Source organism: Mesocryomonas lacus (assembly GCF_055730135.2).
The window spans coordinates 180,920-202,270 of record NZ_JBUZWE020000001.1 but is presented as its reverse complement, the minus strand read 5'-3'; the positions used below and the strand labels follow the sequence as shown (position 1 = coordinate 202,270).

The window sequence follows — 21,351 nt, the reverse complement described above, 5'->3', positions numbered from 1 at the left end:
CGGCTTACGTAACCCTGACGCCCCTGACAAGCGATCGAAAGCGAGCGGCATGTCCTATATCAGCCTGACCGACCGGTCCGTCCTCGACGTGACGGGCGCGGACGCCGAGAGCTTTCTGCAGAACCTCGTCACCTCCGATCTCGATCTGCTCGGCCCCGGCGAGGCGCGCCCCTCCGCGCTGCTGACGCCGCAGGGAAAAATCCTGTTCGACTTCCTCGTCAGCCGCATCGAGGGCGGTCTCCGGCTCGACGTGGCAGCAGCGGCGCGCGGTGCCCTCGCCAAGCGACTGGCGCTCTACAAGCTGCGGGCCAAGGTGACGGTTACCGCTAGCCCGGACAGGGTCTTCACCATCGTCGACCGCGCACTTCAAGGCGACTGGCCGATCGACCGGCGGTTTTCCGACGAGACCGTCCGCCGGGCCTATGGCGCAACCCCGCCCGACGGCGAAGAGGCGCCCGCGGCAGCCTTCGACGGGCTGCGGATTCGCGCAGGGATCGCCGAGGCGGAGAAGGACTTTCCGGCCTCGGACGTCTTCCCGCACGACGTCCTGCTCGACCAGAACGGCGGCGTCTCGTTCAAGAAGGGCTGCTATGTCGGCCAGGAGGTCGTCTCGCGCATGCAGCACCGCGGCACCGCGCGGCGGCGGATCGTGCTGGTGCAAGCGGACGGCCATTTGTCGCCGGGCGCAACCCTAATGGCCGGCGACAAGCTGATCGGCACCGTACTGTCGGCGATTCCGGGCCTTGCCGGCGACGGTGGCGACGGCATGGCGCTGGTGCGGATCGACCGGCTGGCCCTCGCCCTTTCCCAGGATGCCGTGCTCTCGGTCGACGGCGTGCCGGTGGACGTCACCATCCCCGCCTGGGCCGGCTATGCGCTGCCCGAGGTCACGGCGGTGGCGGAGGACGGCGAATGAGCCGCACCAAGGCGGCGGCACCGCCCCGCGTCTGGCAGCGCATGCTGTCCGGGCGCCGGCTTGACCTCCTCGACCCCTCGCCGCTCGACGTCGAGATCGAGGACATCGCGCACGGCCTTGCCCGCGTCGCCCGCTGGAACGGCCAGACCTCGGGCGAGCACGCCTTCTCGGTGGCGCAGCATTCGCTGATCGTCGAGGCGGTGGTGGCGGCGAGCGAGCCGGACCCACGCTGGCGGATGGCGGCGCTGCTGCATGACGGGCCGGAATACGTCATCGGCGACATGATCTCGCCGTTTAAGAGCGTGATGGGCGGCGACTACAGACTGGTGGAGAAGCGCCTGCAGACGGCGATCCACCGGCGTTTCGGCTTGCCCGCGGACCTGCCGAAGCCGGTGGAGAAGGCGATCAAGGCCGCTGACCGCCTGTCGGCCTATCGCGAGGCGACGTTGCTGGCGGGCTTTAAGCCGGCAGAGGCTGCCGCCTTCTTTGGCGCGCCGACGAGCGACGTGACCGACGCAGCGGTGTTCCAGCCCTGGCCGGCTGGCGAGGTGGAACGCCTGTTCATCGCCCGGTTCGAGGAACTCGACCGCCTGCTCCACCCTTCCACCCCATCGAAGAACGCGCCCGAAAGTCCGGCATGAGCTATCTCGTCGTCTCCTCCCTTGCCGAACTTCCGGTCACCGTCGCCGCGCATGGCGCGCGGGATCTCATCACGCTGATCAACGTCAACACCGTGGTCGAGCGCCCCGCCGACGTCGCGGCCGACCGGCACCTGTTCCTTGGGATGAACGACATCGTCGCCGAGCTCGACGGCATGGTCGCGCCCGCCGAGACGCATCTCGATGAGCTCCTCGCCTTCGGCGCCCGCTGGGACCGCCAGACGCCGCTCGCCATCCACTGCTGGGCCGGCATCAGCCGCTCGACCGCCGCCGCCTATATCCTCGCCATCGCGATCAATCCCGAGCTCGACGAGGCGGCTCTGGCGAACGAGCTGAGGCGCCGGGCGCCCTCGGCGACGCCCAACGCCCGGCTGGTCGCGCTGGCCGATGAAAAGCTCGGCCGCGGCGGGCGCATGGTCTCCGCCATCAAGGCGATCGGCCGCGGCGCCGACGCTTTCGCCGGCACGCCGTTCGTGCTGCCCCTGACGCTCGAGACGAGCAGTGGCGACGCGGTTCACTCGACGTCCGTGTAAGAGAGCTTGGGCAGAAGCGGCACCCTATGGCGTCCCCCTTTGGCCTGCCGGCCATCTCCCCCTCGGGTGGGGAGATCGGCAAGTCGCCAGCGCCGCAACCTTCGATCTCCCCCCTTGAGGGGGAGATGCTGGCAGGCAGAGGGGGGTGAGCTGCCGCGATCCATGGGACAAACTGCGAGCCGGCTGGGCAGCTGAGCTCTATGTCGGCAGTAGTCGTCGCCGGCTAGTCGCTCGATCCCCTCAGTCCCTCGGCTGGTACACGTTCTCCGCCCCCGGAAACGACCGGTCTTTCACCGCCGCCGCATAGGCCGCCACCGCGTCCGTTACACCTTGCCCCAGATCGCCGAATTTCCGAACAAAGCGCGGCACCCGCGGCGAGAAGCCGAGCATGTCTTCCAGCACCAGGATCTGGCCGTCGCACTTTGCCGAGGCGCCGATGCCGATGGTGGGCACGGCGATGGCGGCCGTGAGTTCGACGCTCAGCGGCTCGACGACGCCCTCGACCACGACGGCAAAGGCGCCGGCCTCGGCGACGGCGACGGCATCGGCCTTGATAGCGTCCCAGCCGGCGCGCTCGCGGCCTTGCGTCTTGAAGCCGCCGAACGTGTTCACCGCCTGCGGCGTCAGGCCGATATGCGCCATTACCGGAATGCCGCGGCTGGTGAGGAAGGCGATGGTCTCGGCCATCAGGACGCCGCCCTCGAGCTTCACCGCGCCGCAGCCGGTCTCGGCCATCAGCCTTGCCGCGTTGCGAAAGGCGACGGCGGGGCTCTCCTCATAGCTGCCGAAAGGAAGGTCGACGACGACGAGCGCTGTCGAGGAGCCGCGCACGACGCTCGCGCCATGCAGGATCATCATGTCCAGCGTCGCGCCGACCGTCGAGTCCATGCCGTGCTCGACCATGGCGAGGCTGTCGCCGACCAGCAGGAAGTCGGCATGTGGATCAACCAGCCGCGCCGTCAGCGCGCTATAGGCCGTCAGCGCGACAATCGGATCGCCACCCTTGCGGGCGAGGATTCCGGGGGCGGTCATCCGCTTGATGCTGGTCTGGGCGCTCATCGGCGATCTCCTGATACAAGCGGGGTGCCGGTGATCTCGCGCTGGTCGATGAGGAGAACCTCGCCGAAACGAACGGTGACGAGGACCACGACCGGCGAGCCGGCGAGCGTATCCGCGTCAATGCGATCGACCGTGCCGAGCGTTGCGGACCTGCGGAGATCAACCGAGCGGACGGTGGCACGCGGCTCGTCCGAGATGATCTCCCGCACCATCGCCACCACCTTGCGCGGATCCCCCTCCCCGGCCGCGACCATCGCCTCCGCCTTGTCCAGCGCCTGCGAGATGACCGCGGCGGCGGCGCGGTCCTCCGGCGACAGGCGAACATTGCGCGACGACGCGGCAAGGCCGTCGTCCTCGCGCACGGTCTCGACGCCGACGATTTCGACCGGCAGCGAAAGGTCCTGCACCATCCGGCGGACGACCGCGAGCTGCTGGAAATCCTTCTTGCCGAAGAAGGCGCGATCGGGCTGGGCGATGTTCAGGAGCTTGGCGACGACGGTCGCAACGCCTTGGAAATGGCCGGGACGATCGATGCCGATGAGAATCGACGACAGCGACGAGACCTCGATCGTGGTCTGCATTGTTTCGGGGTACATTTCCGCGACATCCGGCGCGAAGACGACGTCGACGCCGTGCGTGCGGCACAGCGCGAGGTCGGCGTCGAGATCGCGCGGATAGCTGGCGAGATCCTCGTTCGGGCCGAACTGCGTCGGGTTGACAAAGATGCTGACGACGACGAGATCGCACACCGCCTTGGCGCGGTCCACCAGCGCCATGTGGCCGCCGTGCAGATAGCCCATGGTCGGCACCAGGCCGATCGAGCGTCCGGCGCGCCGCTCCGGTCCGAGCGCCTGGCGGAGGTCGGAAATCGTACGGATCAGTTTCAAGGTGCCCACCTGCCCATGTCTTGCGCACGCTTTGCCACTTTTACCGGCGGAGGTCACGGAAAAATGGCGGTCTCCGGTGCGGGTCGCAAGGTGATATGCGCGGGGTGCATGGGGTTGTTGGGTTGTATGGGGTGGTTGGGGTAATTAGGATGTATGGAGTGCGGCGTAGCCTGGTCGCGCTTCATCGTGGTGCCACTTCTGCGGGTCGTCATCCCGGACTTGATTTCTGCGAAACCGCTGGTTTCGCTGGGATCCATTCCAAATCGCTGCAGAAATCAACTCAGGCCGACCACGGCCGCCATGCCGGAAACGGACTGCAAACCTCGACGCTGAGGAATGGATCCCAGCGAAACCAAGGGTTTCGCAGAGGTCAAGCCCGGGATGACGAAGAGCCAAGTGGACCGGATCAAGTCCGGGATGACGAACCGCAGAGGTGAGCGCAGCGCAATGTCCTCAACGTGCGGCACCCTCCCCTAACCCTCTCGCGATCGCCGCAATCATCCCCTCACGGGCGGCGGGCTCTTCGAGGCCGCGTGGCGACCAGACGTGGCGGGCGAGGAAATAGCGCGTCAGGCGAAAGCCGTCGGCAAGCGCGGCTTCGTCGGCACGGGCGCCAAGGGTGCCGAGGAAGGCGGGCAAGGCCAGCATCTTGTCGTGCCAGGGAAGCCCCGCCGCGGCGCTGACGGCGCGGCCGGATTTCGGGGAGACGTAGACAAGGTTCTCGCGCACGCCGGTGGCGACGCAGGTGTCGAGGTCGAGGCCGAAGCCGAGCTCTTCGAGCAGCGCGATCTCGAAGCGCAGCACCAGTTCGCCGGCGGTGAGCGGGTCGCTGAAGTGCGAGACGATGATCTTCAGGCCGTCATAGAGCCGGGGATGCGGGTCGCGTTCCGGCAGGAGGCGGATGTAGGCGGCGAGCAGCTGGATGCCGTGCAGGCCGACCGGGCTCTCCATCAGCCGGGCGGCGCGCAGCTCGACCGGCTCCAGCGTCATCGTGCCCATGTGCTCGTCGAGCCGGGCGCGGCAGGTCACCTCGACCTGGTTGCCGGGCTGCAGCACCGGCTGCTGCTTGCGCGAGCGGCCGCCGCGGACGATGCCCATCTGCCGGCCGCGGTCGCGCGTGACCAGCTCGACCATCGCCGAGGTCTCGCCGTGCCGGCGCACGCCGAGCACGATGCCTTCCTCGCGCCACTCCATCAGCCGGCTCCGATCGACGTCGGTGCCGTGGCGGACGGAATGGCGGAATGGCGCGGCGGCACGCGGTCTCCGGGATCAGCTGGAAAAGTCGAGGCCCATCTCGCGGTAGCGCTCGGGGTCGTCGCCCCAGTTCTGTCGGACCTTCACGAACAGGAAGAGGTGGCAGGTCTCCTCGGCGGCCTCGGAGATCTCGCGGCGGGCGGACTGGCCGATCGCCTTGATGGTCTCGCCCTTGTGGCCAATGACGATCTTCTTCTGGCTCTCGCGCTCGACGAAGATGGTCTGCTCGATGCGGATCGAGCCGTCCTCGCGCTTCTTCCAGAGCTCCGTCTCGACATGGCTGGCATAGGGCAGTTCCTGGTGCAGGCGCAGGAACAGCTTCTCGCGGGTGATCTCGGCGGCGAGCTGGCGGATCGGCAGGTCGGTGATCTGGTCCTCGGGATAGTACCAGGGACCGGCCGGCAGGCGCTGCGCGAGCCATTCCATCAGGTCGGGACAGCCCGAGCCCTTCAGCGCCGAGATCATGAACACCTTCTCGAAGGCGATGCCGCGCTCGGTGATGTCCTTGGTGAGGCCAAGCAGCCTGTCGCGCTGGATGAGATCCACCTTGTTGAGGAGGAGAACCACCGGCAGCGGGCTCTCCTTCAAACGTTCGAGAATCGCCTCGACCTCCTCGGTCAGGCCCCGCTCGACGTCGATGATGGCGAGCACCACGTCGGCGTCGCGCGCGCCGGTCCAGGCGGTCTTCACCATGGCGCGGTCGAGCCGGCGCTTCGGGGCGAAGACGCCGGGGGTGTCGACGAAGACGATCTGGGTGCGGTCCTCGATGGCGATGCCACGCACCAGCGCCCGGGTCGTCTGGACCTTGTGGGTGACGATCGAGACCTTGGTGCCGACGAGCTTGTTGACCAGCGTCGACTTGCCCGCATTCGGCGCGCCGAGCAGCGAGACGAAGCCCGAGCGGGTGCCGGCCTCGACGGCCGCGGCATTGGCTGCGTCTGCCCGCGTCTCGACGGCAGGGCTCTCGCTCGTTTCGGGAGTCTCAGCCGTCTTAGCCGTCTTTGCCGTTTCGATCTCGATCTCGGGGTTATCCCCCTTGGGGGTCTCGTCGCTCAACTCTCGTCCTTCCAGATACCTTCGCGCAGGAGGACCGCGCTTGCCGCCTCCTGCTCCGCCAGCCGCTTGGAGCGGCCGGTGCCCTCGGCGGGCTCAACATTCTCGATCACCGCGCGCACGGTGAAGACCGGGTCGTGGTCGGGGCCGGTGCGCTCGACGATCTCGTAGCGCGGCGCCACAGTGGTGCGGGTGTGCACCCATTCCTGCAGGGCGGTCTTGGCGTCGCGGCGTGCGGAGACGGCGCTGCCCAGCTTGTCGCCCCAGAGCCGGTGGATGAAGTCGCGCGCATCCGACAGCCCGTTGCCGAGATAGATCGCGGCGATCAGCGATTCTATCACATCGGCGCGGATGTTGCGGCTCTTCTCGTCCTTGACCTTCTTGACGTCGCCGCCGTGGCGGATGAAGTCGGCAAGGCCGATCTCGTCGGCGATCTCGGCGCAGGCCTCGGCCGAGACCAGCGAGTTCAGCCGCAGCGACATCTCGCCCTCACTGGCTTTCGGAAACATCTCGAACAGCTTCTCGGCGATGACCAGTCCGAGAACGCGGTCGCCGAGGAATTCGAGCCGCTCGTAGCTCGACGCCGTGCCGCCGCCGCGGAGGCTCGAATGGGTCACCGCCCGCTCGAGCCGCGCGCGGTCGGAAAGCTTCACCCCGATGCGGCGTTCGAGTTCGTCGAGCGAGCGGTCCGGCCTTAGCTTAGCCATGTGGCGACGCGGTCCAGCCGAAGCTCCGTCGGCCAGCGCCAGATCTTCAGGGGCGACTCGCCGCCGCCGATCGAGAAGAAGATCACCTGCGCCTTGCCGACGAGGTTCTCCGCGGGCACGTAGCCGACGTCGAAGCGGCTATCCAGCGAGTTGTCGCGGTTGTCGCCCATCATGAAGTAATGGTCCGGCGGCACCACGAACTCGCGGGTGTTGTCGCCGGAGGAGTTCGGGTTGAGGTCGAGGGTCAGGTAGGTCACGCCGTTCGGCAGCGTCTCTCGGAACTGCGGCACCTTGCTGCCGTCCTCGGCGGTGAAGTCGCCCTCCGGCACGCGCGGCACGGCGACGTCGTTGATGAAGAGGACGCCGTCCCGGACCTGGATGCGGTCGCCCGGAAGGCCGATCAGGCGCTTGATGTAGTCTGTCTCTTCCTCGTGCGGCTTGCGGAAGACGACGACGTCGCCACGGGTCGGCGTGAAGGCGAGCACCCTTCCCTCGGTCGGGAGGTAGCCGACATAGGGCGGCAGCGAGGGCAGCGAATACTTGCTGTAGCCGTAGCTCCACTTCGACACGAAGAGGTAGTCGCCCTCGACCAGCGTCGGCATCATCGAGCCCGAGGGGATCGAGAACGGCTGGAACAGCACGGTGCGGATCACCAGCGCCAGCAGCAGCGCCTGCACGATGACCTTGACCGTTTCGCCGAAACCGCCGCTTGCCTTTGCTTCGGCCCGATCGCCCATGCCCGTTCCTTCAGAGATCGCGAAAACGCAGTGTGTCTGGAAATGCGCGGCCGGGACCGCAGCGGCCTTACTAGCGGCTATGCCCCGCCGGAGCAATTGGCCCGGGCGAACAAAGACCGAACCCCAAGCCGGACGCCCTCTGCCAGCGGCTTGTCAGGGCAAGGCGCCGGCCGCTGGCGCCGCGCCTGGGCGCGCCTCGATGATCACGAAGGCTTGGGCGAGCGGGTAGTCGTCGGTGATGGTCACGTGAATATACGGCTGATGGCCGGCCGGCATCAGCCTGGCGAGGCGCGCGGCGGCACCGCCGCTCAGCGCCATAGTCGGCGCGCCGCTCGGCAGGTTGACGACGCCCATGTCGCGCCAGAAAACGCCCTGGGCAAGGCCCGTCCCCAGCGCCTTGGCGCAGGCTTCCTTCGCGGCGAAGCGCTTGGCGTAGGAGGCCGCGCGCTGGTTGCGTCGCTCGGACTTCGCCTTCTCGATCGGCGTATAGATGCGGTCGATGAAGCGGGCGCCGTGGCGCTCCAGCGTCTTCTCGATGCGGCGGATGTCAATAAGGTCGCTGCCGACGCCGATGATCATGATGCCTCCCCGGCCGCACCGGCCCGGCCGGCATGGGCCGCCTCGACCCGCTGCAGCAGCTGGCGTGCGCGGCGCTGCTGGAAGCTGCGCGCGGTGGCGAAGACGAGCCCGTAGCCGGCCAGCGCGAACGCGATGCCGAGCGGCAGCGAGCCGATCAGCATCGGCTTCAGCACCGGCTCCCAGATCGCCGCGAGGTTCATGTGCTCCAGCGCATGACCGAGCGATGCCGGCGGCGGGCCACCGAGCGCCGGCGCTTGCACGAAGTAGCGGCCGAGCTCGTAGGTCGAGGCCCAGATGAACGGGTAGGTCAAAGGATTGCCGCAGACCGTGCAGCCCAGCACCACCGCGGCGAGATTGCCGGCGATGAGGTAGGCGATGGCGAAGGCGAGGATGATGTGGAAGCCAAGGAAGGGCGTGAACGAGGCGAAGATGCCCGCGGCAAAGCCGGCGGCGATCGCATGCGGGCTCGCCCGCAGCCGCAGCACGCGCTTCTGCAGGTACCGCAGCGAACGGCTCCAGGACCGGCGCGGCCAGAGGCTGCGCATCCGGGCGATGAAGCCGAGCTTTTCCCGCCGGCGAAACAGCATGTCGATCCTTCAGTGCGCCGGCCCGGCGGGGGTTGCATGCTCGGTAAATGGGACGTCCCGGCGCCGTGCGGAAGACGTTCGGGGCCACTATGACTCGCGGAGAAAACGGCAGCCCGATCAGAGAGAGCGGCTACCCGGTTTGATCGGCGGAATTGCGGCGAGCTCCGGTGGCAAGGCGTCGGCGGGATAGGCGGGAACCGCGACTTCCGCCAGCGCAATCAGCGGCACGCCGACATCGGCCTTCCCCGCCGAGCGGTCGATCAGGCAAGCCGCCGCCACGACCTCGGCGCCGAGCTCGCGCATGCAGACGATGGTCTCGCGGATCGACAGGCCGGTGGTGACGATGTCCTCGACGATCACGACGCGCGCGCCCGGCTCCACCTCGAAGCGGCGCAAGCGGAACTGGCCGTTCTCGCGCTCGACCCAGATCGCCGGCACCTTGAGGTGGCGCGACGTCTCGTAGGCCGGGATCAGCCCGCCGACGGCAGGGCCGACGACGTAGTCGATGTCCCCCGGCACCTCGGCCGCGATCCGCGCCGCCAGCGCGCGGCAGAGCTTCTCGGTCAGGTCCGCATGCATGAAGACGCGCGCCTTCTGCAGGAAGATCGGGCTGCGCAGGCCGGAGGTCAGGATGAAATGGCCTTCGAGATAGGCGCCGGCCTCGCGGAACACGTCGAGCACGTCCTGGCTGGTCATCGCGGTGTCGGTCATCTCGGGATCCATCGGGGCCGGAAGGGGGAAAAGCTCAGCCGTTCATCCGCACGGCTTCGGACACGCAGGTCTTGGCGCGCAGCTGGTTGAGGATGCGGGTCAGGTGCTGGAGGTCCCACACCTCGAGGTCGATGACCATGGTGGTGATGTCCGGCGCCGTCTTGACGGTCGAAAGGCTGTGGATATTGGCGTCGTTCGCGGCGATCGTCTCGGCAATCTCGGCAAGCGTGCCGGGCTCGTTCGAGACGGCGACGAGGATGCGGGCGGGAAAGCGGACGTTCATCTCCGCGTCGATCTCCCAGCGCACGTCGACCCAGCGATCCGGCTCGTCGTCGAAGGCCATCAGCGCTGGCGCCTGAATCGGGTAAATGGTGATGCCCTTGCCCGGCTCGAGGATGCCGACGATTCGGTCGCCCGGCACAGCGCCATCCGGCCCGAACTGCACGGGCGTGTCGATGCCGGCGCCGCGGATGGGGATGGCAAGGCCGCGCTTCTCGGCTTCGGCGATGCTCGGAATGCGGAACATCATGCCGATGCCGGTGCGCAGGTTGAACCAGCCCTCCTCGTCGGTCCGCTTGGAGATCTTGGTGACCCGGCTGTCCTGGAAGTCCGGATGCACCGCCTTCAGCACGTCGGCGGCCGCAAGCTCGCCGCGCCCGACGGCGGCCATCGCATCGTCGACGTCCTTCTGCCCGAGCTTGCCGAGATAGGGCTTCAGACCCTCGCGGCTGAAGGTCTTGCCGGAGCGGGTGAAGCTGCGTGCCAGCATCTGCTGGCCGAGACCTGCATACTGCCGGCGGATGGCGAGGCGGGTGGCACGCCGGATCGCCGAGCGCGCCTTGCCGGTGACGGCGACCGTCTCCCAGGACGCCGGCGGCGTCGCGCCCTTGGAGCGGATGATCTCGACCTCGTCGCCATTGGTCAGCTCGGTCACCACCGGCATGATGCGGCCGTCGATCTTGGCGCCGACGCAGGTATCGCCGACGTCGGTGTGCACGGCATAGGCAAAGTCGATCGGCGTCGCGCCGCGCGGCAAGGCGATCAGGCGGCCTTTCGGGGTGAAGCAGAACACCTGGTCCTGGAATAGCTCAAGCTTGGTGTGCTCGAGGAACTCTTCGGGATTGTCGCCCTCGGCCAGAAGATCGATGGTGCGCCGGAGCCAGCCATAGGCATTGCTTTCGGCCGAAAGCACCACCCGCCCGTCATGCCCCTCCTCGGCGAAGGCGCCGTCTTTGTAGAGCGCGTGCGCGGCGACGCCTTGCTCGGCGATCTGGTGCATTTCCTTGGTGCGGATCTGCAGCTCGACGCGCTGGCGGGACGGTCCGACTATCGTGGTGTGGATCGAGCGGTAGTCGTTCTGCTTGGGGATCGAGATGTAGTCCTTGAACCGGCCGGGCACGAGCGGCCAGGTGCGGTGGACGATGCCGAGCGTGCGGTAGCAGTCGTCCTCGGTGGGCACGAGCACCCGGAAGCCGAAGATGTCGGACAGCTGCTCCAGCGAGAGCGCCTTGCGCTGCATCTTGGAGAACACCGAATAGGGCTTCTTCTGCCGTCCCTTGACGATGGCGTCGATGCCCTTTTCGCGCAGCCGGTCGGCCAGATCGCTCTCGATCTTGGCGATGGTGCCGGCATGTTTGTCGCGCAGTTCGGCAAGACGCATGGTGATGGTCTGGTAGGCCTCGCCGTTGACATAGCGGAAGGACAGGTCCTCCAGCTCCTCGCGCATGTCCTGCATGCCCATGCGCCCGGCGAGCGGCGCATAGATGTCCATCGTCTCCTGGGCGATGCGCTCCTGCTTGTCGGAGCGCATGTGGCCAAGCGTGCGCATGTTGTGCAGCCGGTCGGCGAGCTTGACGAGGAGCACACGAATATCGTCGGCGATGGCCAGCAGCAGCTTGCGCAGGTTCTCCGCCTGCTCGGCCTTCTTCGAGACAAGGTCGAGCCGCTTCAGCTTGGTCAGGCCCTCGACCAGCTGGCCGATCTTGGCGCCGAAGAGGTGGTCGATCTCCTTGCGGGTAGCGTCGGTGTCCTCGATCGTGTCGTGTAGCAGCGCGACGGCGATGGTTGCCTCGTCGAGGCGCATGTTGGTGAGGATCGCCGCCACTTCGAGCGGATGCGAGAAGTAGGGGTCGCCCGAGGCGCGCTTCTGCGCACCATGCTTCTGCATGGCGTAGACATAGGCGCGGTTGAGAAGCGCCTCATCGACATCGGGCTTGTAGCTCGCCACGCGCTCGACGAGTTCATATTGTCGCATCATGGGATCAGGAACCGGCCTCTCGGGAGATCATCGGCCAAAAGAAAGGGCGCCTCGCAGCTTGCGAAGCGCCCTTTGCATATAAGTACGTAAAGCGTCCGACCGAAAGGCCGGACTGCGATGCGGCATCAGAAATCGTCGTTCTTTTCCGGGGCGATGAGGCCTTCGATGCCGGCGAGGAGTTCGTCCTCGTTCATCCGGTCGAACGAGACGTTGTCGTCGCTGTCGTCGCCGCTCTTGTCGTCGATGGCGCCGGCGGGCGGTGCCTGCGGCTCCGGCTCGTCGACCTCGACATGCTTCTGCAGCGAGTGGATCAGGTCTTCCTTGAGGTCGCCCGGCGACAGCGTCTCGTCGGCGATCTCGCGCAGCGCGACGACGGGATTCTTGTCGTTGTCGCGATCGATGGTGATCTGCTGGCCCTGCGCGATCTGGCGGGCGCGATGACTGGCAAGCAGGACAAGCTCGAAACGGTTTTCGATCTTATCGACGCAATCTTCCACGGTGACGCGGGCCATGCCTGTCTCCTAACAACGACTTTGCAAGCTATGAAGTGCGCTCCATAACCGTTTCATCCCACTGGCACAAGGGCACAACGCGGAAGGTTTTGAAAGAGCTGCGGCTTTGGAAACAAAAAGCGGGTCTGGAAAGCTTATCCACCGCTACCGCACCGTTCTTCCTGTCGTCATATGCACCGTTGGCAATTGCCTGGCGGGCACGTATCGTAGGCCAAGCCCCGAACGAGCCAGCATTGCAGCGGACGACTGCGGGCGACAGATTTTCAAGCAGCTCTTTTCAGTCCCCGTTCGAAAGAGGTTCATGTTCGATTCCCGCGAAAAGATCGCGCTCTTCATTGACGGCGCCAATCTCTACGCCGCCTCCCGCAGCCTCGGCTTCGACATCGACTACAAGAAGCTGCTCTCCGCCTTCCAGAAGCGCGGCTACCTCTTGCGGGCCTACTACTACACGGCGCTGCTCGAGGATCAGGAATACTCGTCGATCCGCCCGCTGATCGATTGGCTCGACTATAACGGCTACACCCTCGTCACCAAGCCGGCGAAGGAGTTCACCGACGCCAGCGGTCGGCGCAAGGTGAAGGGCAACATGGACATCGAGCTGGCAGTCGATGCGATGGAGCTGTCCGACACGGTCGACCACTTCGTGCTGTTTTCCGGCGATGGCGACTTCCGCTCGCTGGTCGAGGCTTTGCAGCGCAAGGGCCGGAAGGTGTCGGTGGTGTCGACGCTGTCGACCAACCCGCCGATGATCGCCGACGACCTGCGCCGCCAAGCGGATCATTTCATCGATCTCGTCAGCCTGCGCACCGAGATCGGCCGCAGCCCGGCCGAGCGCGAGGCACGGCTCGCCCGGCGCGCCGAGGCGGATACGGATGCGGATGCCGACGAAGATTATTGAGCCGTCGCGCGACTGCCCGCTCTGCCCCCGCCTCGTCGCCTTCCGTGAGGAGTGGCGGCTGCGTGAGCCCGGCTGGCACAACGCGCCCGTCCCCACCTTCTTTCCCGCCGGCGGCCCCGATGCGGTGGAGCTTCTCGTCGTCGGGCTGGCGCCCGGCGTGCGCGGTGCCAACAGGACCGGACGGCCGTTCACCGGCGATTTCGCCGGCGACCTCCTCTACAAGACGCTGAACAGCTTCGGCTTCGCCAACGACCGTTTCGCGGCCCGCCCGGACGACGGGCTAGAGCTCTTCGGGACGGCGATCATCAACGCCGTTCGCTGCGTGCCGCCGCAAAACAAGCCGGTGCCGCTCGAGATCAACACCTGCCGGCAGTTCCTGACGCCGACCCTTTCCGGCCTGCCAAACCTGCGTGCGATCGTCACCCTTGGCCGCATCGCGCATGAGTCGACCGTGCGGGCGCTCGGGTTGAAGCTGAAAGCCGCGCCGTTCTCGCATGGCGGTACGCACGAGATCGGCGGCATCCGGGTGACGTCGAGCTATCACTGCTCGCGCTACAACACCAATACCGGGGTCCTGACGGAGGCGATGTTCGTCGACGTCTTCCGCGGCGTCGCCGAGCACCTCGGCCGCTGAAAGCGGCCAGCGGCGCCGAGCATCTCGGCCGCTGAACAGTGCCAGCGGCGTGATCGGCGGCGGCTCGGCTATCGGCGGCTGGCGAGATAGTCCGAAACGTCCGCCGCATTCCGGTCCGGCGGGAAGACGGGATAGAACACCTTCTCGATCATCCCGTCCCGCGCCACGAGCGTCAGCCGCTTGAGCAGCAAGTCGCCATCGGCTTCGAAGGTCGGAAGATCCAGCATCTCGGTCAGCTCGCCCTTCGCATCCGACAGCAAGGGGAACGGCAGATGCAGGCGTTCGGCCGCCTCCTTCTGGTAGGCGGTGGTCTGGGTGGAAACGCCGAAGACACCAGCCACACCGAGAGCCCGAAGCTCGGCGAAGAGATCGCGAAAACCGCAGGCTTGCGGGGTGCACCCGCGGGCACCGGGAATCTCGTCCCATCCGCCAGGCAGGGGATGGCCGGGCCGGCCGGTCATGGGATAGGCGAAGACCACCAGGGTCCCCCGCAGCTGGGCGAGATCGACGGCGCCGCCTTGCGTCGCGGGCAAGACGACATGCGGCAGGCGCATCCCCGTCAGATGCTGCGCGCCACCATCATCCTGCGCCGGCGGCAGTCCTTCCGGCAGTCGTGTGTTTTCAAAGGACATCGCAAGCCTCCCAGCATCGCTCGTTCCATGGAACGCAAAAAGACCGGCAAACGCAAGCCGGCAATCGTTCGAGATTGACCTTGCCGGCTTCCGTCACGCCGCTGGCAGACAGTCTGCGCTAGCGGTTGTCCTTGAGGAGCCGCTCCTTCTGGCGGTTCCAGTCCTTCTGCTTCTCGGCCTCGCGCTTGTCCGGCGCGTTCTTGCCCTTGGCGACCGCGAGCTCGAGCTTGGCCATGCCGCGATCGTTGAAATAGATCTTCAGCGGCACCAGCGTCATGCCGTCGCGCTGGATGGCGCCTGCCAGCCGGTTCAGCTGCGTCGCACGCACCAGAAGTTTCCGGCGGCGACGCGGCTCATGGTTGTTGCGGTTGGCCTGCAGATATTCCGGGACGTAGGAGTTGATCAGCCAGAGCTCGCCCCCCTCCTCCGTCGCGTAGGATTCGGCAATGGTCGAGCGGCCGAGCCGGAGCGCCTTCACCTCGGTGCCGGTCAGGACGATGCCGGTCTCCAGCGTGTCGATGATCGCGTAATTGTGCCGCGCCTTGCGGTTTTCCGCGACGATGCCGGAATTGGTTCTGAGGGGTATCGATGCCATCGGGGTCGGACGATCCTGTGCGCCCGCCATCATGGGCGGCGGGCATCGGCTGTGGTGATCCCCGAAATGAGGATTGTGCGCGTCAGTTCAAGCGCCCGGCCGGCGAAACCTCACCGGCCGCTTGCGGAAAGGCCCGACCTAGTTCAGCAGGCCGGCATGGCGAAGCGCGCTGTCGATCGCCTCCTCGGTCGACTTGTCGATGGTCGTCAGTGGCGAGCGCAGGTGGTTCGCCATATGCCCGAGGCGCGACAGCGCGTATTTCGGGCCGCCCGGGTTCGGCTCGATGAACATCGCCTTGTGCAGCGGCATCAAGCGGTCCTGAATTTCCAGCGCCGCGGCGAAATCGCCGGAGAGGCTGGCGGCCTGGAAGTCGGCGCAGAGGCGCGGCGCGACGTTGGCCGTCACAGAGATGCAACCGGACCCGCCATGCGCGTTGAAGCCGAGCGCGGTGGCGTCCTCGCCGGAAAGCTGAATGAAGTCCTTGCCGCAGAGCATGCGCTGCTCCGAGACGCGGTCGAGCTTGGCCGTCGCATCCTTGACGCCGACGATGTTCGGAAAGTCCGCCGCCAGCCGCGCCATGGTCTCGACTGACATGTCGATCACCGAGCGCGGCGGGATGTTGTAGATGAAGATCGGCAGCGACACCGCTTGGGCGATCGCCGAATAATGGGCGTAGAGGCCCTTCTGGCTTGGCTTGTTGTAGTAGGGCGTGACCACCAGCAGGCCGTCGGCCCCGGCCTTCTCGGCGAACTGCGCGAGGTCGATCGCCTCGGCCGTGTTGTTCGAGCCAGCGCCGGCGATCACTGGCACGCGCTTGTTGGACACCTCGACGCAGAGCTCGACGATATGCTTGTGCTCGGCATGCGTCAGCGTCGGGCTCTCGCCGGTGGTGCCGACCGGCACGAGGCCATGCGAGCCCTCGCCGATCTGCCATTCGACGAAAGCGCGGAACGCCGCCTCGTCGAGCGACCCGTCAGCAGTGAAGGGCGTGACCAACGCCGGCATTGAACCCTTGAACATTCCCACTCCCGCCGTCCGTCATGTCGGCTTTTCGCCGCGCCGGACGTCCTGCCCGTTTGTCGCTGAGATAACGTCATCGTGCGGTCGGCCAATCGGCCACGAAATAGGCTGCATCCGCCCGCACGAAGCCCGGTATCATAGTGAACGGGCGTTGGGGAGACAAGCCGACGCGCGGACGGCCGAGGAAAACCGTCCTTCGTTTGATCTAAGCCTTTACGATTGTTTCATCGTGTCCGTGAGAGATTTACCAACCATAACATTACTCCCCCGGGGATGGGGCCGATCCTGACAGGATCGCCCTTCGAAAGGTTGCCATGACCGCGCAGGCATTCGCCAAGAGCTTGATCCTCAAGGGGCTGATGCTCACGCTGCTCTGCGAGGCGGCGGTCGCCCAGACCTTGCCGCCGGCCGGTCCGATGCCGACGCTGCGCCCGATGGGGCGCGACAGCGGCGTCGCGATGGATCCGTCCCGCTTTGGCGGAACCCCGGCCCGCGCGCCCAACCCAGTGCTGGCGCCGCGTCCCTCGGCGACACCGGAGAACGTCGACACCAGCGCCAGCGCCTTCACGGCCTCGATCTCCGCGATCTCGGCCCGCCCGAGCGACATCCGTGCCATCAATGGCGAGCTGAAGGACGGCCTCACGGCGGTCTCGTCGGGCGATCTGCGCAAGGCGCGTTCGATCCGCGAGGGCATGCCCGCCCGCGCGCTCGACCGCCAGATCCTGACCTGGGCGATCGCGCTGAACGGCGGCAAGGACGTGCCGGCCGCCGACATCGCCCGTGCCTCGGCCGAGCTCAAGGGCTGGCCGGGCATGAAGAAGCTGCGCGCCAATTCCGAGCGCGCGCTCTACCGCGAGCAGCCCCCCGCCTCGAACGTCATCAACGCCTTCGCCGGCAGCCAGCCGGAGACGCCGGAAGGCGCCATGGCGATCGCCCGCGCGCTGATCGAGACCGGCCGTCCGGGCGACGCCAAGAAGATCATCGCCCGCGTCTGGCAGACCGAGCGTCTCGACCGCAACCTCGAAGGGCGGATCATGACGCAGTTCGGGCCGCTGCTGACGCGGACCGACCACAAGCGCCGCATGGACATGCTGCTCTACAAGGAGTGGATCTCCGACGCCGAGCGAATGAAGACGCTGGCCAATTCCGAGCGGCTGTTCGCCGCCCGCGCCGCTGCGGTGCGCGGCGACGCCAATGCCAGCAAGCTCCTGGCCGCAGTTCCCGCCGGCCAGCGCTCCGATCCCGGCTATATCTACGCCCTGGTCGAGGTGCTGCGGAAGCAAGGCAAGGTCGAGCAGGCTGCCGCGACCATGCTGTCGGCACCGCAGGACAGTGCCTCGCTGGTTGATCCCGACGCCTGGTGGAACGAGCGGCGCATCGTCGCCCGCGATCTCCTCGACCTCGGCCGCACCAAGGACGCCTACCGCGTTGCCTCGGCGCATTCGGCCGAGAATCCCGCCGATGCGGCGGAAGCCGAGTTCCACGCCGGCTGGATCGCCCTCAGCTTCCTGAAAGACACCCGCACCGCCGGCAAGCATTTCGCCCGCATCGCCGAAATGTCCAATCGGCCGCTGTCGCAGTCGCGCGCCTATTACTGGCTCGGCCGCACCGCCGAAGCCGCCGGCTCCGGCAATGCCGCGAAGTATTACGGCCGTGCGGCGAGCTACCCCAGCACCTATTACGGCCAGCTCGCCACCGCCAAGATCGGCGCGCGCCCGCAGCAGGTGTCCTATCCCAAGCCGTCCGGCGCCGAGCGCCAGCGCTTCGAGAGCCGCGAGCCGGTGCGGGCGATCAAGCGGCTGGAGCAGCTCGACCTCGAGAGCCGCGCCAACGTCCTCTACCGCGCGCTTGCCGACGAGCTGGACAGCCCGGGCGAGCTGGCGATGCTGGCCGCGATGGCAGAGCGCCGCGGCGACTACTACATGGCGCTGAAGGTCGGCAAGCAAGCCAACAACCGCGGCGTCGATGCGCCGGCGCTCGCCTTCCCGATCGGCGTCATCCCGCAGACCGCCAACATCTCGGCCTCCGGCAAGGCGCTGGCCTATGCGATCGCGCGGCAGGAGAGCGAGTTCAACCCCGGTGCCCGGTCCGGCGCCGGCGCGCTCGGCCTCCTCCAGCTGATGCCGGGAACGGCGAAGTCCGTTGCCGCCAAGGCCGGCCTCGGCTTCTCGCTCGCCCGGCTGACCTCCGACCCCGGCTACAACGCAACGCTCGGCGCGCGCTTCCTCGGCGAGCAGATCGACAACTTCTCCGGCTCCTACGTCCTCACCTTCATCGCCTACAATGCCGGCCCACGGCGAGCCCGCGAATGGGTCGAGCGCTTCGGCGACCCCCGCGGCAAGTCGATCGACGAGGTCGTCGACTGGGTCGAGCGCATCCCCTTCACCGAGACACGCAACTACGTCCAGCGCGTGATGGAGAACTACCAGGTCTACAAGATGCGGCTCGGTGCCGATGCCAGCATCGAGCGGGATCTTGTGATGGGACGGCGGGGGTAAGCAGGCAGCGGGGGTAGCTGCCCCCCTCTGCCCTGCCGGGCATCTCCCCCTCAAGTGGGGAGATCGGTGACCGGAAACCGTGACGTGCTCGATCTCCCCCCTTGAGGGGGAGATGCCGGCAGGCAGAGGGGGGTGGGCCTCGCCAGCCTTCGCGAAAATGACGTTTGGAAGCCTACCCGAACTTATTGCTCTTCGGGAACCCGTTCGGCACCAGCCGCCCCGCCAGCGCCCGGTCGGTGCGCCATTCGAACAGCTCTTCCGCCGTGCGGGTGAAGCTGCGGCCGCCGGCACCTTGCCAGGTGAGGCCGTCGGCGAGGGTAAAGACGCGCAGGTCCGAGAGGCCGCCCTCCTTGTAGCGCTGTAGCCGGACGCCCTTGCCGCGGACCATGGCCGGCACCTGGATCAACGGGAAGACGATCATCTTGCGGTTCTCGCCGACGACCGCGACCGTGTCGCCCTCGGCCGGCGGCGCCATCACCAGGGTCGCGGGCGCGGCGAGGTTCAGGAGCTGCTTGCCCTTGCGGGTCGAGGACAGCATGTCGCCCTCCGCCACCACGAAGCCGTAGCCGTCGGACGAGACCATCAAGCGGTTGCGGTTGGCGACGGAGACGAAGCCGAGGGCGATGTCGGCGGCATCCTCCAGCTCGAACGCGAGGCGGATCGGCTCGCCCTGTCCGCGGCCGCCGGCGAGCTTGTCGGCGCCGATCGTGTAGGCGCGCCCGTCGGTCGACAGGAACACGATCTTGTCCGTCGTCTGCGCAGGGAAGCCGAGCTTCAGCCCGTCGCCTTCCTTGAAGGTCAGCGTCGACAGATCGCTGACGTGCCCCTTCAGGCTGCGCAGAAAGCCCTTCTTCGAGAGGACGACGGTCACCGGCTCGCGCTCGATGAAGGCGACGTTGAGGTCATCGAGATTGTGGACCGGCGCGTCGGCGAAGGTGGTGCGGCGCTTGCCGAGCTTGGTGCGCTTCGAGAAGGTCTTGCCGACCTCGCGCACTTCCCCGGCGATCGCCGACCACTGCTGCTCGGGCGAGGCGAGCAGCGCTTCCTTCGCCGCCTTCTCCTCGGCCAGCACGTCGTATTCGCGCTTCAGCTCGAACTCCTCGAGCTTGCGCAGCGAGCGCAGGCGCATGTTGAGGATCGCCTCGGCCTGTACCTCGGTCAGCGTGAACGTCTGGATCAGCACCGGCTTCGGCTCGTCCTCGGTCCGGATGATGCGGATGACCTCGTCGAGGTTGAGGAAGGCGATGAGGTAGCCGGAGAGGATCTCCAGCCGCCGCTCGATCTGGTCCAGCCGGAAGCGCGCGCGCCGTAGCAGCACCTCGCGCTGGTGCGCCAGCCACTCGACCAAGACGTCGCGGAGACTCATCACCCGCGGAATCTTGCCGCCGGAGAGGACGTTCATGTTCAGCGGAATGCGCGCCTCGAGATCGGTGAGGCGGAACAGCGATTCCATCAGAAGCTCGGGCGGCACGCCGCGGCTCTTCGGCTCGATGACGACGCGCACATCTTCTGCCGACTCGTCGCGGATGTCGCCGAGGAGCGGCAGTTTCTTGGCCATCAGGAGGTCGGCGATCTTCTCGATCAGCCGCGACTTCTGCACCTGGTAGGGGATCTCGGTGACGACGATGACGTAGCCGCCCCTGCCCTGGTCTTCCTTCTCCCAGCGGGCGCGCACCCGGAACGAGCCGCGACCGGTGGCGTAGGCCTCACGGATCGAGGCCCGGCTGTCGACGATGATGCCGCCGGTCGGGAAGTCCGGCCCCTCGACAAAGCGCATGAGATCGTCGATGTCGCTATCGGGCTTGTCGATCAGCCGCAGCGCCGCCTCGCAGAGTTCGGCGGCGTTATGCGGCGGGATCGAGGTCGCCATGCCGACGGCGATGCCGGCCGAGCCGTTGGCGAGGAGGTTCGGGAAGGCGCCCGGCAGCACGATCGGCTCCTGGTCCTCCTCGTTGTAGGTCGGGCGGAAGTCGACGGCGTTCTCGTCGATGCCACGCAGCAGCAGCATCGCAACGTCGGTCATCCGCGCCTCGGTGTAGCGCATGGCCGCCGCGCTATCGCCGTCGATATTGCCGAAATTGCCCTGACCGTCGATCAGCGGGTAGCGGATCGCGAAATCCTGGCTGAGCCGCACCAGCGCGTCGTAGATCGAGGCGTCGCCGTGCGGGTGGAACTTGCCCATGACGTCGCCGACGATGCGCGCCGACTTCTTGTAGCCTTGGCCTGGGTCGAGCCGCAGAACGCGCATGGCGTGGACGATGCGGCGGTGCACCGGCTTCAGCCCATCGCGCACGTCCGGCAGCGCGCGGCCCATGATGGTCGACAGCGCATAGGCGAGGTACCGCTCCTCGAGAGCGACCTTCAGGTCGACCGGTTCGATATCGCCGCCGCCCGCTGGCGGATCCGCTGCCTTGCCCATGCCATCGCCTTTAGAGCAGCGGCCGGACAAGAACAAGAACGGAACAGCGAATATCCACCGTCGGTTGCTGCCAAGTCGGTTTGAAAGAATTAGCCATGCAGACGGATCGCGCCTTGACGGTTCGAGGGTGGTCCGGTGAAGCAGCAGTTCCGGAGTTCGACAACCCACGATAGCCGCAGTGGCCGCGATGGTCAGGACGGCGAT

The 21,351-nt window shown here is 67.0% G+C and carries 21 protein-coding genes; 6 read left to right on the top strand and 15 right to left on the bottom strand.

What is annotated here, in order from left to right:
- Window positions 1-49: 49 nt before the first annotated feature.
- From ygfZ to ACZLZY_RS00945, 3 genes are read left to right on the top strand one after another with little or no spacing between them, the layout of a single operon-like run.
- Window positions 50-916: a CAF17-like 4Fe-4S cluster assembly/insertion protein YgfZ gene (ygfZ, locus tag ACZLZY_RS00955; RefSeq protein ID WP_472931535.1), complete on the top strand. Its 867-nt coding sequence runs from the start codon at window positions 50-52 to the stop codon at window positions 914-916.
- Window positions 913-1,557, top strand: a complete 645-nt coding sequence (locus ACZLZY_RS00950) for an HD domain-containing protein (RefSeq protein WP_472931534.1) — start codon at window positions 913-915, stop codon at window positions 1,555-1,557. Before ygfZ ends, ACZLZY_RS00950 begins: the two co-directional genes overlap by 4 nt.
- Window positions 1,554-2,108, top strand: coding sequence for a tyrosine phosphatase family protein (locus ACZLZY_RS00945; protein ID WP_472931533.1), 555 nt, complete (start codon window positions 1,554-1,556; stop codon window positions 2,106-2,108). Before ACZLZY_RS00950 ends, ACZLZY_RS00945 begins: the two co-directional genes overlap by 4 nt.
- Window positions 2,109-2,348: 240 nt before the next feature.
- Here ACZLZY_RS00945 and panB read toward each other — a convergent pair whose 3' ends face one another.
- The 11 genes from panB to rpoZ all read right to left on the bottom strand — a co-directional run bounded on the left by panB (window position 2,349) and on the right by rpoZ (window position 12,451).
- Window positions 2,349-3,167 (bottom strand): 3-methyl-2-oxobutanoate hydroxymethyltransferase, encoded by an 819-nt coding sequence (panB, locus tag ACZLZY_RS00940; RefSeq protein WP_472931532.1) that lies wholly within the window; start codon window positions 3,165-3,167, stop codon window positions 2,349-2,351.
- Window positions 3,164-4,054, bottom strand: coding sequence for a pantoate--beta-alanine ligase (gene panC / locus ACZLZY_RS00935; RefSeq protein ID WP_472931531.1), 891 nt, complete (start codon window positions 4,052-4,054; stop codon window positions 3,164-3,166). The genes panB and panC overlap by 4 nt, the downstream gene beginning before the upstream one ends.
- Window positions 4,055-4,507: 453 nt before the next feature.
- Entirely contained in the window at window positions 4,508-5,248 is a 741-nt protein-coding gene (recO, locus tag ACZLZY_RS00930; protein WP_472931530.1) for a DNA repair protein RecO, read from the bottom strand.
- A 75-nt stretch (window positions 5,249-5,323) separates the two neighbouring features.
- On the bottom strand, window positions 5,324-6,364 hold the full coding sequence (era, locus tag ACZLZY_RS00925) for a GTPase Era (protein WP_472931529.1): 1,041 nt from the start codon (window positions 6,362-6,364) through the stop codon (window positions 5,324-5,326).
- A complete protein-coding gene (gene rnc / locus ACZLZY_RS00920) occupies window positions 6,361-7,068 on the bottom strand; it encodes a ribonuclease III (RefSeq protein ID WP_472931528.1) in 708 nt (235 codons plus the stop codon). The genes era and rnc overlap by 4 nt, the downstream gene beginning before the upstream one ends.
- Entirely contained in the window at window positions 7,056-7,805 is a 750-nt protein-coding gene (lepB, locus tag ACZLZY_RS00915) for a signal peptidase I (RefSeq protein ID WP_472931526.1), read from the bottom strand. Before lepB ends, rnc begins: the two co-directional genes overlap by 13 nt.
- Window positions 7,806-7,958: 153 nt before the next feature.
- Window positions 7,959-8,384: a holo-ACP synthase gene (gene acpS / locus ACZLZY_RS00910; RefSeq protein WP_472931525.1), complete on the bottom strand. Its 426-nt coding sequence runs from the start codon at window positions 8,382-8,384 to the stop codon at window positions 7,959-7,961.
- Window positions 8,381-8,971 (bottom strand): DUF2062 domain-containing protein, encoded by a 591-nt coding sequence (locus tag ACZLZY_RS00905; RefSeq protein WP_472931524.1) that lies wholly within the window; start codon window positions 8,969-8,971, stop codon window positions 8,381-8,383. The genes acpS and ACZLZY_RS00905 overlap by 4 nt, the downstream gene beginning before the upstream one ends.
- Window positions 8,972-9,088: 117 nt before the next feature.
- Window positions 9,089-9,667, bottom strand: coding sequence for an orotate phosphoribosyltransferase (gene pyrE / locus ACZLZY_RS00900; protein ID WP_472931935.1), 579 nt, complete (start codon window positions 9,665-9,667; stop codon window positions 9,089-9,091).
- A 49-nt stretch (window positions 9,668-9,716) separates the two neighbouring features.
- Complete coding sequence (locus tag ACZLZY_RS00895) at window positions 9,717-11,939, bottom strand: RelA/SpoT family protein (RefSeq protein ID WP_472931523.1); 2,223 nt, start codon at window positions 11,937-11,939, stop codon at window positions 9,717-9,719.
- Window positions 11,940-12,064: 125 nt separating this feature from the next.
- Window positions 12,065-12,451: a DNA-directed RNA polymerase subunit omega gene (gene rpoZ / locus ACZLZY_RS00890; protein ID WP_472931522.1), complete on the bottom strand. Its 387-nt coding sequence runs from the start codon at window positions 12,449-12,451 to the stop codon at window positions 12,065-12,067.
- Between the two features lie 301 nt (window positions 12,452-12,752).
- On the opposite strand from rpoZ, the gene ACZLZY_RS00885 reads away from it, so the two are divergent.
- Complete coding sequence (locus ACZLZY_RS00885; protein WP_472931520.1) at window positions 12,753-13,349, top strand: LabA-like NYN domain-containing protein; 597 nt, start codon at window positions 12,753-12,755, stop codon at window positions 13,347-13,349.
- On the top strand, window positions 13,324-13,983 hold the full coding sequence (locus tag ACZLZY_RS00880; protein ID WP_472931519.1) for a uracil-DNA glycosylase: 660 nt from the start codon (window positions 13,324-13,326) through the stop codon (window positions 13,981-13,983). Before ACZLZY_RS00885 ends, ACZLZY_RS00880 begins: the two co-directional genes overlap by 26 nt.
- Before the next feature lie 68 nt (window positions 13,984-14,051).
- Here ACZLZY_RS00880 and ACZLZY_RS00875 read toward each other — a convergent pair whose 3' ends face one another.
- The 3 genes from ACZLZY_RS00875 to dapA all read right to left on the bottom strand — a co-directional run bounded on the left by ACZLZY_RS00875 (window position 14,052) and on the right by dapA (window position 16,230).
- Complete coding sequence (locus tag ACZLZY_RS00875) at window positions 14,052-14,615, bottom strand: peroxiredoxin (protein WP_472931518.1); 564 nt, start codon at window positions 14,613-14,615, stop codon at window positions 14,052-14,054.
- A 118-nt stretch (window positions 14,616-14,733) separates the two neighbouring features.
- Window positions 14,734-15,210, bottom strand: a complete 477-nt coding sequence (gene smpB, locus ACZLZY_RS00870) for an SsrA-binding protein SmpB (protein WP_472931517.1) — start codon at window positions 15,208-15,210, stop codon at window positions 14,734-14,736.
- A gap of 138 nt (window positions 15,211-15,348) precedes the next feature.
- Window positions 15,349-16,230 (bottom strand): 4-hydroxy-tetrahydrodipicolinate synthase, encoded by an 882-nt coding sequence (gene dapA / locus ACZLZY_RS00865; protein ID WP_472931516.1) that lies wholly within the window; start codon window positions 16,228-16,230, stop codon window positions 15,349-15,351.
- 314 nt (window positions 16,231-16,544) lie between these two features.
- Here dapA and ACZLZY_RS00860 point away from each other — a divergent pair, with 314 nt between their 5' ends.
- A complete protein-coding gene (locus ACZLZY_RS00860) occupies window positions 16,545-18,728 on the top strand; it encodes a lytic transglycosylase domain-containing protein (protein WP_472931515.1) in 2,184 nt (727 codons plus the stop codon).
- A 172-nt stretch (window positions 18,729-18,900) separates the two neighbouring features.
- Here ACZLZY_RS00860 and parC read toward each other — a convergent pair whose 3' ends face one another.
- Window positions 18,901-21,147 (bottom strand): DNA topoisomerase IV subunit A, encoded by a 2,247-nt coding sequence (gene parC / locus ACZLZY_RS00855; protein ID WP_472931514.1) that lies wholly within the window; start codon window positions 21,145-21,147, stop codon window positions 18,901-18,903.
- Window positions 21,148-21,351: the final 204 nt, after the last annotated feature.

Bases quoted from the DNA above. Each gene is read 5' to 3' on its own strand.
- panB (WP_472931532.1), bottom strand. From the start codon at position 3,167: ATGAGCGCCCAGACCAGCATCAAGCGGATGACCGCCCCCGGAATCCTC.
- recO (WP_472931530.1), bottom strand. From the start codon at position 5,248: ATGGAGTGGCGCGAGGAAGGCATCGTGCTCGGCGTGCGCCGGCACGGC.
- dapA (WP_472931516.1), bottom strand. From the start codon at position 16,230: ATGTTCAAGGGTTCAATGCCGGCGTTGGTCACGCCCTTCACTGCTGAC.
- ACZLZY_RS00880 (WP_472931519.1), top strand. From the start codon at position 13,324: ATGCGGATGCCGACGAAGATTATTGAGCCGTCGCGCGACTGCCCGCTC.
- ACZLZY_RS00860 (WP_472931515.1), top strand. From the start codon at position 16,545: ATGACCGCGCAGGCATTCGCCAAGAGCTTGATCCTCAAGGGGCTGATG.
- ACZLZY_RS00875 (WP_472931518.1), bottom strand. From the start codon at position 14,615: ATGTCCTTTGAAAACACACGACTGCCGGAAGGACTGCCGCCGGCGCAG.
- rpoZ (WP_472931522.1), bottom strand. From the start codon at position 12,451: ATGGCCCGCGTCACCGTGGAAGATTGCGTCGATAAGATCGAAAACCGT.
- ACZLZY_RS00905 (WP_472931524.1), bottom strand. From the start codon at position 8,971: ATGCTGTTTCGCCGGCGGGAAAAGCTCGGCTTCATCGCCCGGATGCGC.
- ACZLZY_RS00885 (WP_472931520.1), top strand. From the start codon at position 12,753: ATGTTCGATTCCCGCGAAAAGATCGCGCTCTTCATTGACGGCGCCAAT.
- ACZLZY_RS00950 (WP_472931534.1), top strand. From the start codon at position 913: ATGAGCCGCACCAAGGCGGCGGCACCGCCCCGCGTCTGGCAGCGCATG.
- lepB (WP_472931526.1), bottom strand. From the start codon at position 7,805: ATGGGCGATCGGGCCGAAGCAAAGGCAAGCGGCGGTTTCGGCGAAACG.
- parC (WP_472931514.1), bottom strand. From the start codon at position 21,147: ATGGGCAAGGCAGCGGATCCGCCAGCGGGCGGCGGCGATATCGAACCG.
- rnc (WP_472931528.1), bottom strand. From the start codon at position 7,068: ATGGCTAAGCTAAGGCCGGACCGCTCGCTCGACGAACTCGAACGCCGC.
- ACZLZY_RS00945 (WP_472931533.1), top strand. From the start codon at position 1,554: ATGAGCTATCTCGTCGTCTCCTCCCTTGCCGAACTTCCGGTCACCGTC.
- ACZLZY_RS00895 (WP_472931523.1), bottom strand. From the start codon at position 11,939: ATGATGCGACAATATGAACTCGTCGAGCGCGTGGCGAGCTACAAGCCC.
- acpS (WP_472931525.1), bottom strand. From the start codon at position 8,384: ATGATCATCGGCGTCGGCAGCGACCTTATTGACATCCGCCGCATCGAG.
- ygfZ (WP_472931535.1), top strand. From the start codon at position 50: ATGTCCTATATCAGCCTGACCGACCGGTCCGTCCTCGACGTGACGGGC.
- smpB (WP_472931517.1), bottom strand. From the start codon at position 15,210: ATGGCATCGATACCCCTCAGAACCAATTCCGGCATCGTCGCGGAAAAC.
- pyrE (WP_472931935.1), bottom strand. From the start codon at position 9,667: ATGACCAGCCAGGACGTGCTCGACGTGTTCCGCGAGGCCGGCGCCTAT.